The sequence below is a fragment of the Butyricicoccus porcorum genome, assembly GCF_002157465.1.
Classification (GTDB): Bacteria; Bacillota; Clostridia; order Oscillospirales; family Butyricicoccaceae; genus Butyricicoccus_A; species Butyricicoccus_A porcorum.
In genome coordinates this window covers 1-10,187 of sequence record NZ_NHOC01000022.1, presented here as the reverse complement: position 1 = coordinate 10,187, position 10,187 = coordinate 1, and the positions used below count along the sequence as shown (strand labels likewise).

Annotated in this window: 10 protein-coding genes and 1 pseudogene; 2 read left to right on the top strand and 9 right to left on the bottom strand. The window is 51.1% G+C overall.

Annotated elements, in window-relative coordinates; genetic code table 11:
- The coding region (locus CBW42_RS13935; RefSeq protein WP_133058327.1) for a DUF4368 domain-containing protein at positions 1-127 on the top strand (127 nt) is incomplete at its 5' end.
- A gap of 174 nt (positions 128-301) precedes the next feature.
- Here CBW42_RS13935 and tet(W) read toward each other — a convergent pair.
- The 9 genes from tet(W) to tet(40) all read right to left on the bottom strand — a co-directional run bounded on the left by tet(W) (position 302) and on the right by tet(40) (position 8,843).
- Positions 302-2,221, bottom strand: a complete 1,920-nt coding sequence (gene tet(W) / locus CBW42_RS13930; protein ID WP_002586627.1) for a tetracycline resistance ribosomal protection protein Tet(W) — start codon at positions 2,219-2,221, stop codon at positions 302-304.
- A gap of 390 nt (positions 2,222-2,611) precedes the next feature.
- The gene (locus tag CBW42_RS13920; protein ID WP_199488597.1) at positions 2,612-4,063 is read right to left on the bottom strand and encodes a hypothetical protein; all 1,452 of its coding nucleotides are present in this window, start codon (positions 4,061-4,063) and stop codon (positions 2,612-2,614) included.
- 415 nt (positions 4,064-4,478) lie between these two features.
- Positions 4,479-5,576 (bottom strand): plasmid recombination protein, encoded by a 1,098-nt coding sequence (locus tag CBW42_RS13915; RefSeq protein ID WP_242969896.1) that lies wholly within the window; start codon positions 5,574-5,576, stop codon positions 4,479-4,481.
- A complete protein-coding gene (locus CBW42_RS15080; RefSeq protein ID WP_242969895.1) occupies positions 5,527-5,727 on the bottom strand; it encodes a plasmid recombination protein in 201 nt (66 codons plus the stop codon). The genes CBW42_RS13915 and CBW42_RS15080 overlap by 50 nt, the downstream gene beginning before the upstream one ends.
- Before the next feature lie 286 nt (positions 5,728-6,013).
- Positions 6,014-6,232, bottom strand: a complete 219-nt coding sequence (locus tag CBW42_RS14520; RefSeq protein ID WP_133241651.1) for a PF20097 family protein — start codon at positions 6,230-6,232, stop codon at positions 6,014-6,016.
- 38 nt (positions 6,233-6,270) lie between these two features.
- Positions 6,271-6,753 carry a hypothetical protein gene (locus tag CBW42_RS13905; RefSeq protein ID WP_076917214.1) on the bottom strand — a complete coding sequence of 161 codons (483 nt, stop codon included), beginning with the start codon at positions 6,751-6,753 and terminating at the stop codon, positions 6,271-6,273.
- Between the two features lie 33 nt (positions 6,754-6,786).
- Positions 6,787-7,065 (bottom strand): type II toxin-antitoxin system YafQ family toxin, encoded by a 279-nt coding sequence (locus CBW42_RS13900; RefSeq protein ID WP_021632616.1) that lies wholly within the window; start codon positions 7,063-7,065, stop codon positions 6,787-6,789.
- Positions 7,058-7,324, bottom strand: coding sequence for a type II toxin-antitoxin system RelB/DinJ family antitoxin (locus CBW42_RS13895; RefSeq protein ID WP_033119556.1), 267 nt, complete (start codon positions 7,322-7,324; stop codon positions 7,058-7,060). Before CBW42_RS13895 ends, CBW42_RS13900 begins: the two co-directional genes overlap by 8 nt.
- Before the next feature lie 298 nt (positions 7,325-7,622).
- Entirely contained in the window at positions 7,623-8,843 is a 1,221-nt protein-coding gene (gene tet(40), locus CBW42_RS13890) for a tetracycline efflux MFS transporter Tet(40) (RefSeq protein ID WP_087022756.1), read from the bottom strand.
- A 418-nt stretch (positions 8,844-9,261) separates the two neighbouring features.
- On the opposite strand from tet(40), the pseudogene CBW42_RS13880 reads away from it, so the two are divergent.
- Positions 9,262-9,862: pseudogene (locus CBW42_RS13880) on the top strand (DUF4368 domain-containing protein); the annotation flags it as partial.
- Between the last annotated feature and the right edge of the window lie 325 nt (positions 9,863-10,187).

Here is a 10,187-nt window from a genome sequence, read left to right as displayed (position 1 = left end):
GACTCTGCTGCGGGAGTTTGTAGAGAAAATCGTTGTGCATGAGTGCAGCTATGACGAGAACAAGACCCGCAGACAGGACATTGAGATTTATTATTCTTTTGTTGGCAAGGTGGACTTGCCCGAATAACCGCCCGACCTATCCGACACAAGAGCTAAGTGCCGGATAGGAACGGCAAAATTTTTTACACTTCTATTACTTCTTTATCGCACAKCATCAATATACATTTAGGGGGTGAAAAAGCCTTATTTCGCGCGGTTTTCAAGCCTCGTTTTCGGTGGGGTAATATAAAAACCCTTATCTTTACATTACCTTCTGAAACATATGGCGCACCTTGTCCAGGCGGCTGTTTGGACGGCGGGGCTGGATGACCGGCTGACCGACAGCGGCCTGATATCCTTTCAGCTCTGTAAGGCATACGCTCCGCCCGTTGGTGTAAAAGGCCAGATCAGTACGGTATGCCTGTATACAGCGGGCGGGAATCTCGCCAGTAAAGACAACTTCATCCTTTTTTACCTGGGCCGTTTCGATGGTGGCACAGTATTTCGGTGCATCATGATAAGCCCTGGAAAGGTATTCCTGGGGCGCATAGAGGATGAAGGAGAGATAAGGTTCCAGCAGCTGCGTCCCCGATTCCTTCAATGCCTGTTCCAATACAATCGGGGCCAATGAGCGGAAGTCCGCCGGCGTGCTGACCGGACTGTAATAAAGCCCGTATTCAAAGCAAATCTTACAGTCCGTTACGTTCCAGCCGAACAAGCCCTGCTCCAGCCCGTAACGGATACCATCCCTGACAGCGTTTTGAAAACTCTGGTTCAAGTATCCCAGCGAAACCCGGCTCTCGTATTGTACACCGGAGCCAAGCGAGAGTGGTGTAACAGACAGTCCTATGGATGCCCAAAACGGGTTGGGCGGCACCTCGATATGGATGGTGTGGCTGGCTGCTTTGAGCGGCCGCTCCATATAAATGACGGAGGGTTCCTTTACCACTGTTTCAAGCTTGTATTTTTCCGACAGCAAAGCGGAAACAACCTCCAACTGCACCCGGCCCAAAAAAGAAAGAATGATCTCATGGGTGATGGAATCCACTTCGCAACGCAAAAGCGGGTCAGTATCCGCAAGTTGCGTAAGAGCGTCCAGCAGCCGTTCTCTTTGCGCTGCCGTTTTCGGCGCAATCGTCGTCCGCAGCATGGGGAGGGGGTCCTCGCGCCACCTTTTACGAGGGAGCCGGGTTTGGTCCCCTAATACATCGTTTAACCTCACGCTGTCGCTGGGAAGGATAACAATTTCACCCTGATAAGCGGTGTCTGTCCGAACAATTTCCCCTTTGGATGGAATACGCATCTCTGTGATTTTCAGCTTTTCTCTCCCGGCCAGGGCCACCGTATCCCGCAGGCGCAGCGTTCCGCTGTATAACCGTAGATAGACACGCCGCTGGCCGCAATCGGTGTACTCAACCTTGAAAACGCTGCCGCATAGGGCGGCGCCCCCCTGTTCCCCAATCGGTTGGAACAGCCCTGTCACCGCATCCATCAACGGTTGAATGCCAAGGCCATTTTTAGCGCTGCCATGATAGACTGGGAACAGGGAGGCGTCTTGAACCCGCTGCTGTTCCTCCCGCGCAAGTTTTTCCCGGCTGATTGGTTCTCCTGCGATATACTTTTCCAATAATTCATCGTTATTTTCGATGACCGCATCCCATGCTTCTATGTCGGTATTTTCCTCCAGGACTATTTCCGGGGACAGCGACACCGTCTGCTTGATGATAATATCGGCGGAGAGCTTATCCCGAACAGACTGAACCACGCTCTGCAAATCAACGCCAGCCTGGTCGATCTTGTTGATAAAGATAACGGTGGGAATGTTCATTTTCCGCAGGGCATGGAACAGAATACGGGTCTGGGCCTGCACGCCATCTTTAGCGGAGATCACCAAGATGGCCCCATCTAAAACAGCCAAAGAGCGGTACACCTCCGCCAAAAAATCCATGTGGCCGGGCGTATCCACAATGTTAACTTTACATCTGTGCCACTGGAAGGAAGTGACTGCCGCTTGAATGGTAATCCCACGCTGCCGCTCCAAAAACATGGTGTCCGTCCTCGTTGTCCCTTTTTCGACGCTCCCCGGTTCTGAAATGGCTCCGCTGGCATATAGCAGGCTCTCCGTCAAGGTCGTCTTTCCAGCGTCTACATGGGCAAGAATTCCAATATTGATTATTTTCATGTGATTGTCCTCCCTTTACAGCCCCAAAGGGCATAAAAATCCCCAGCAGTAAAATACTTTTACCACTGGGGATTATAAGTTGCGGACATACACATATACAGCATACACCTGTTTGTGATTGCTGTTTTTGGGGATATGTCAAAATTGATAAGGCAAAAGTATTCTTAAATTGGGTACAAAAAACTAAGCCCCTACAAAAGGAGCTATCATAATCCTTTGTTCCCACTATTTGATTATAGTTTTATTTAAGAATACCTTGCCGCATATTTTTTACTCCTTTTCTGGATTAAATCATTGTATCACATCAGTTTTAGGAAAGCAAGTACCTAAAAGAAATTTTTCTTCCCCTTACCCGCCCCGAAAACGCCTTGTAGGGCGTTTCTGGGGCGTTTACAGCCCTTTCTTAAATTCCTCCACCAACAGATCGCTCAAAGCCTGTGATGGGCGTATTTTGACCGTTATATGCCCCTCCGGTACGGTGTCCCACCATTTGCGGATCGTTTTCGGATCAAGTCCGGTGTCCCTATGACAATCGGCCTTGCGTCCCTCTGGATGCTCCTGCCGCCACGCATAGACTTGCGCTTTCTTTTCTTCTGCCCCTTTTCTTCTCCATGTGCCGCCAGGATAATCCACTTCCTGCACCGCCCTTGCTCTTTTCAAATGCTCTTTCTGTGATCTACCATTCCTCTTGTTGCGCTCGATGCGAACATCGGTCAGAGCTTCAATATCGGAAATCGTGAAATTGTAATACTCCTTGTCGTAGGCTTCCAGCGCACTCCGTATATCTTCCTCGGTCAATGCGTTCTCATGCTTCACCATCTGCAGATCATCAAAAGCCTCTTTCATATCCTGCCGGAGCTGCTGCTTCGACACACCGCATTTGTAAGCATAGATAGCAAGGCACATCAAAAAGAAATACCGATGCCCGCCCTTTATCTCTCCGATCTGCCGCAGCCACCAATGGTAGAGCGCATACGGATCATCACCATGCACCTTTCCGGCAATATCCCACTTCTTGCGTCCTTTCTCGCCTCTAACAACAACACGCTCATACCACTCCGGATATGCCTCCCTCGCCTCAGCTCGTGTCATTTTGGATGGGCTGAAAGGCTTATTGACATCCACCCTGTTTTCTGGCTTTGCGTAGGCGTTCAGATAATCCAGCGTTACCCGTTCTCCGGTACGGAAAGCGACCAGCTCCGTCCCATGCTTGTCATTGATGCTGCCCACCATGCGGAAGCTCTGATTGATGGATTGATACTGGATCGCCTTGACCTGCGAAGTGCTGCCATACTCCCATAGCCGGAAAGTGAGGTCATATTTCAGACTTTTAAGCTGAATTTTTATATTCGGGTATAGGTCAATCGGCTGCTGGAAAACATAGTAGATATGCAGCCCTGTCCCCGACAGAACAAGGAAAGTCGGCATCGGCAACCGGCGCACTCGCTCCGGATCGCCGCCAAAGCGCAGAAAGAGGTTGCGCAGCTCGGCAAGACCTACGCCATCCAGATCGAAGATCAGAGCATACATCCGCTGGGCGTTCTCCAGCCTGTTCTCCTTTCTGCGATATGCAAGACCGCTGCACAAAGTAAGGCTGTTCCCCTCGACAAACTCCATGTAATCCTGTTCCCATGTGTCGTTATACATCTTCCTGCGCCGGAGCTTCTTATCCTCGCTCTGTTCGTCCCGATACAGATACACAGCGTTCGGATGGGAAAAATCCGTGTGCCGTTCTCCGGAGTTCTCATTGTCCGGAAACAGCTCTTTATAAAACTCATAGCCTCCGACCTCCGGATATTGTGCGCTCAAATACTCGTAGCAGCCTCGATAATTCTCGGTCATATTACCACCTCACAAAAGAAAAAGTACCAAAAAGAAAATCCGCTGCGGCGGGGATCGCCTGCGGGCGGGAAGGGGGAAAAGGGGGAGCAAAAGAGCGGCGGCTACGCCGCCTTAAAGAGAAAGTCACCTCCCCCTTTTCCCCCTCGCGGAGGGGCATTGAAAGTGCCGCCACTATGGAAAACCCGATGGGTTTACCACAGTGGCTTGGAAAACCTCTAACGAGGTTTACCACACTTCCAACACCCCTCCGCTCACCCCCCTTTTCCCCTCCGACTTTCTCCCTTTCAGAGAGAAAAAATATAGGTTGGGAGTACCCTTACAGGGGGCTTAGATTATCAATACAGCAATTCCCTATTTTCAGTTGTTATTATAGCCTGTCCGAAAGAGATTTTCAAGCCCTCCGGACAGGCTTCTTTTACAGCTCCATGCCGCCCATTCCTCGCTGGTGCTGCTGTTGCTCCTGCTGCTGTCCAATCTCCGGATCGGGCAGCAGCTCCCTCGCCTTTTCAAGCAGAGGACGCAGACGCTCCGGCAAGTGTTCTTCCAAGAAGTCCAGCATCCGACCGATGCCGTCCGTCAGACGCTCGGTGAAGCTGCGTTCCTCCTGCAGCTCGGATTGCAGATAATAGTTTTCATCGCGCAGCCTCCGGTTTTCCTGTTCAAGCCTCTGCTGCCGCTGCGCTTCTTCCAGCCGCTTCTTCATGGACGGCACCTGTGACCGCAGACGGGTGTTTTCCTCCGTCAGCTCCTGTACCTTGTGCCGATCCGTCACGCTGCGCAGTGCCATTTTCTTTAGCTGCTCGACCTGATCCACCGTCACGCCCTTTACTGCCCCTGTGAGCGTCTTTTCCGGCTGAATATCATGCAGGGGTGCATTTACCCTGTCAGCCTCCTTTAAGAGCCGCACAGTGCCTTTCAGAGCGTCCCGCTGCCGTTCCAGCTCAGCAACCTCCCGCTCTACTGCCGCTGTCTGCTGCTGCACCGCTTCCAGCCTCGCAGCCGCTTCCTTGAACTGCGGCAAGTCCATGTGCGGTCTGTTCGTGCCGAGAGAGATAATTTCAAAATCGTGCCGCTGGGCGATCTCCGTCAGAGCTTCTTTCTCCCGTTCCATCCACGCCGCCCATTCGGTCTGCTTTCTGCCGACACCGACAAACCCCTGCTGCTTCAATGCCTGTTTCATAGATACCCTTGTAGAAAGTCCTCTTGACTGCTCCGTTGCCACAGGGATAAAATCGACATGGAGATGGGGCGTTGCCTCGTCCATGTGCAGCACCATATTGAACACCCGCAGATGGGGGTTGCGTTCTGCAAAAGACTCCGCAAAATCTTTCAGAGCTGCCGCCGCCCGTTCTCCGTCCGGCGTACCGCACCCACAGTCGCTCATGTTGCCGATCTGGAAGATCGCTTCATGGAACAGCTTTTCCTGTTTACTCTGCCGGATATGCTCATAGTAGTCCGGTATCTTATCTCTCCGTTTTGGTTTTCTTTGCGTTGTAGGCTGCGAGAGCTTCATCAAAGACCATATGATAGACCTGCTTCAGATCCTCGTTGCAGAAAACAATGTTCTGCTCCGTCCGGCTCCGGTCTACATTCGCCGCTGAGAAGCTGCGGTTGTTGTGCCGGATGCTCCCTGCACCTGTCATACCCGAAATCGTAACTCCCATAAAATCGCCCCCTTTCCGCTTATTCTTCCGTCCTCTATTTTATCATAAATTTCCGCTAAAAACAACCTCTTTGTTACTTTCTGGTGAGAAAGTAACGCAAAAGCACTTTCACACCGCCACCCCATCGGTGCAGCGGTGTGAAAGTGCTTTGCGCCCCTAAAGGGGAGGGGTTGCCGGAGCTGCTTCACTGCCGGCTCGTGCCTGCTGCTCTGCCAGCTCCGGAGGGGCGCTGCCCCTGCCGTCTGCGGACGGCTCCCCGACCTTCATCCCACCGATAAACTGAAATTTAATACTCAATGACAATTTTCTTGCACTTCTCGCAGAGCCAAGCCTCCGCAGACGCTCCACCAAAAGGTCCACCGATTGACTTTTCATTGAGTTTGATTGACTTGCCCCCACCAATGTTGAGGGCCGCAATAACTCGTTCTTTTTCGCTCCAATAGACACCATCTCTGCATTGAATACAACCAAGTTGCATTTCTTCACCACAATACGGACATTTCATTTTAATCACCCCTACAAATTCCCGATTTGTCGTTCTGTTTAGTCCCCAAAGAACCTACTAAACCAGCTACGCTTTTGAACCGGTTCTGTCTCACGCTCCGGCTGATCGGCTCCGGACTTGCCGGAAAGAAGCTGCTGATGCATTGTCCCAGCATGGAGAGCCTGGGCCGCTGCCGCAGTCTGCTGTGCCGTCACCAACGCCGAGCTGACCTCCGCCAACCTTGCGTTCAGTTCCTCGATCTGCTTGTCCTTTACAGCAAGTTGCTCGCTTTTCCGGTCTAATTCTCCCTGCAGCATAGCGATCAAAGTGGTTTCGCAAGTTTCGCAACTTGCTTTCGCCTGTTGCGAAACTTGCTTTCGTTCAACACCTAAATAATGCTGATATATGGCGGTTTTTTGACTTTCGCTGATTGCGAAACTTCCTTTCGCATCTTTCGCAACATGGTTTCGCCTACACCATGCACGAACTGCCTGTTCCGACACGCCACATTCTATTGCAATTTCCGTTATTACACCCGCCAAATATCATCACCACTCTTTCATCCGGAGTTAATCTCAAAACAAATCGCTATGAGATCCCGTCCTTATCAATTTCAAAATCAAAGTCTGCCGAACAACTTTATAGACCAACAGCCAGTCCGGCTCGATGTGACATTCTCTCATGTCCTTATAATTTCTGGAATTAGTGAGAGCATGATCTCGATACGCCTCCGGCAACGGCTGCTCGTTACACAACAGCGTGATCACTTCCTCCAACTTCTTCGGATCGCAGCCTCTCTTGATCGCAAGCTTGTAATCTCGTTTGAACTGCCCCGAAAACTCCGGCTTAAGCATTCAGCGCCTCCATCAGATCTGCAACGCTATCAAACGGACCATACATATCCTCTCCCTTTTCTGCCGCCTCCATCGCCGCATAGGTAACAGCATTCGGCTCGTCAACCTTGACTTCAAAGGGAAGTCCATGACACCTAAGTGCCTGTCGATAAAAAATACCCGTTGCCGTACTCAAATCCATTCCGAGGGACTTAAAGAGAGCTGCCGCCTGTGCTTTCAGCTCCGGCTCCATTCTTATCGTCATATTTCCTTTAGCCATAATAGCACTCCTTTCCTCGTCATTTTTAGCTTGCACTAATATTATATTCAATATTCGTGACATTTGCAAGTGCATTGCAAATGTTTTTTTGCAACTTTTCTATGAACAGTGCTTTCTATATGCTAACACCGCAGCGTGAATGCTCATGTACGGTAAAGTATCACAAGAAAATTATGTCGAATTGACAGCCGCCTCCGCTATACCGAATAAGGAAATAAAGAGTCCTCAAATTTTGCGCTACTAAATGAAGACGAGCGGAAGTAATCTCCCGCTCGTCAGTAAACTTAACTATGCCATATCAATCCCGCTTCTTTCCCGCCACCGGCACTAAGAACAGCGCGGGCAACAGCAGGAAAGCGGTACAGACCAGCCCCCAGGGTATGGACMCCTGCTGGGCTACCAGCCCCACAATAGGCCCGCCGATGATCTGCCCGAAAGAGTCCAGCTGTCCGCTGGTGGAAAAGACTGTGGCGCGCATTTTCTCATCCACATGGTCGTTCATCCAGGCGGCCAGCACAGGCTCCTTGATGGTGCGCATAAGCCCCGCCAGCAGGAACACCAACAACATGAACCAAAAGCTCCGCCCCACCGCGAAGAGAACCAGGCACAGGATATACCCGGCGCTGGTGGACATGACCACACTGGTTCGGCTGACAGTCCCTTTTTTCTCCATGCGGGCGATGAGCAACTGAGAAGCCAGAATACCTAAGCCGTTGCCGATAAGACTGATAACACCGAACCAAGTGACGCTGTTCAGCGGCCCGATAACGGGTATTACCGTGTCATCCAGAAAATGAGCGGTGGAGAGCCGGTCAAAGCCTTCACTGGCAAGTCCCCCGCATAGTGTGATTGCTAAGAGCGCCAGCAACACAGGTGCGCCTTTCACAAAGCCCAGGTTGAGCTTGAACAGGCAGACAAAGTCTTTAAGCAAGCCCTGCCGTTCCTCAATAGCAGGGGAGAAGTTGGTTTCTGGCATGATGCGAACCATCACCAGCCCCAACAACAAGCACAAACTGCCCCCCAAGATGACAGGCATTTGCAGGTTTATGTTTCCCAGCAGTGTGCCCAGCACCACGCCCAGAACGCCGCCGATTTGCCCCATTTGACTGCCCCGCAGGAACACCTTGTCTATGGGTTTGTCCTCTTCCTCCGAGGCAATCCACGCCTCCAGAGCGCCGGTGATGAAGGTATCACCGCAACCCCAGACAACCTGGGCCAGCAGAACCGGCGCGAACCACGGTAGCGCACCCTCCATCAGAAAGCCCAGGCCGTAGAGGAACATTCCAATCAGCACCGAGCGCCGACGGCTATACAAATCCGCCACCACACCGGTGGGTATCTCGAACAGAAAGCAGGAGGKCTCCAGAACCGTCCCTACCAGGACAAGCTGGAAAGCATCCAGCTGCACCACCTCCAGGTGGTACACGATGGAAAGCACTGTGGACATAGAAACCGCCAGGGAACAGACAAATCGGAACAGCAGGTAGACAGAATATGCCTTTGAATTTTTAGCAAACATGAAGTTACATTCTCCTAGTATAATAATGGTGTAGTCAAGAACGACTACTGGTTAATAGTTACAAAGTCCAATCTAATAAATCTATATAGATATAACGGAAGGAGGAGTTCCCCCTCCATCAGAAGTTATAGGACATATTTACCGTGTCTGAGGTTTCCTTAATGCACCAGACAAAATATAGAGGTATAATCACTGAAGGCAGGATCATTGACGTTTCCTCCTTGGGAGCCGGCCTTCTGGCTGGCGATACCTCTTAGAAAGTCTGTCAATCCTTTCGGTGGTGATTTATGTTTTGGCTGGTTGGGAAGCCTCAGGCTATACCTGTATAAGCCGCTAGGTTGTGTATCCMCCCTTTGGAATTGGATGCCTGCCGGAAAGGATATTACTATGCACTATCAAAAAGTACTCAAGATGCCTGAAGCGCAAGCAGGACTGTTATATCTGCGGCAACTACAAGAAACGCACCCATGACTGTACGGCGCACTTTATCCGCACCGACCTCTTGACCGCTGGTGTACTCTCCAATCTGCGGAAAGTGACCAGCTATGCGGCAAAGCATGAAGCCCGGTTTATGAAGCTCCTGATTGAGCAGAACGAGGACGGGGGCAAGCGCAGGAACGCCGCCAAGAAAAAGGAGCTGGAAGCCACCGAGAAACGCATAGCCGAGTTTATCCGCTATCTTCAAGCGGCTGTATGAGGACAGTGTGACCGGGCGCATATCAGACGAGCGTTTCACAGAGCTGTCGGCAGACTATGAAGCAGAACAACGGGAGCTGAAAGAAAGAGCCGCCGCTATCCAAGCGGAGCTTTCCAAAGCACAGGAAGCCACCGTGAACGCAGAAAAGTTTATGAATGTTGTCCGGCGGCATACCAGCTTTGAAGAACTTACCCCTACTCTGCTGCGGGAGTTTGTAGAGAAAATCGTTGTGCATGAGTGCAGCTATGACGAGAACAAGACCCGCAGACAGGACATTGAGATTTATTATTCTTTTGTTGGCAAGGTGGACTTGCCCGAATAACCGCCCGACCTATCCGACACAAGAGCTAAGTGCCGGATAGGAACGGCAAAATTTTTTACACTTCTATTACTTCTTTATCGCACATCAATATACATTTAGGGGGTGAAAAAGCCTTATTTCGCGCGGTTTTCAAGCCTCGTTTTCGGTGGGGTAATATAAAAACCCTTATCTTTACATTACCTTCTGAAACATATGGCGCACCTTGTCCAGGCGGCTGTTTGGACGGCGGGGCTGGATGACCGGCTGACCGACAGCGGCCTGATATCCTTTCAGCTCTGTAAGGCATACGCTCCGCCCGTTGGTGTAAAAGGCCAGATCAGTACGG

Excerpts from the sequence above, each read along its gene's own strand:
- CBW42_RS13920 (WP_199488597.1), bottom strand. The coding sequence starts at position 4,063 with ATGACCGAGAATTATCGAGGCTGCTACGAGTATTTGAGCGCACAATAT.
- CBW42_RS13915 (WP_242969896.1), bottom strand. The coding sequence starts at position 5,576 with ATGAAGCTCTCGCAGCCTACAACGCAAAGAAAACCAAAACGGAGAGAT.
- CBW42_RS15080 (WP_242969895.1), bottom strand. The coding sequence starts at position 5,727 with ATGGGAGTTACGATTTCGGGTATGACAGGTGCAGGGAGCATCCGGCAC.
- CBW42_RS14520 (WP_133241651.1), bottom strand. The coding sequence starts at position 6,232 with ATGAAATGTCCGTATTGTGGTGAAGAAATGCAACTTGGTTGTATTCAA.
- CBW42_RS13900 (WP_021632616.1), bottom strand. The coding sequence starts at position 7,065 with ATGCTTAAGCCGGAGTTTTCGGGGCAGTTCAAACGAGATTACAAGCTT.
- CBW42_RS13895 (WP_033119556.1), bottom strand. The coding sequence starts at position 7,324 with ATGGCTAAAGGAAATATGACGATAAGAATGGAGCCGGAGCTGAAAGCA.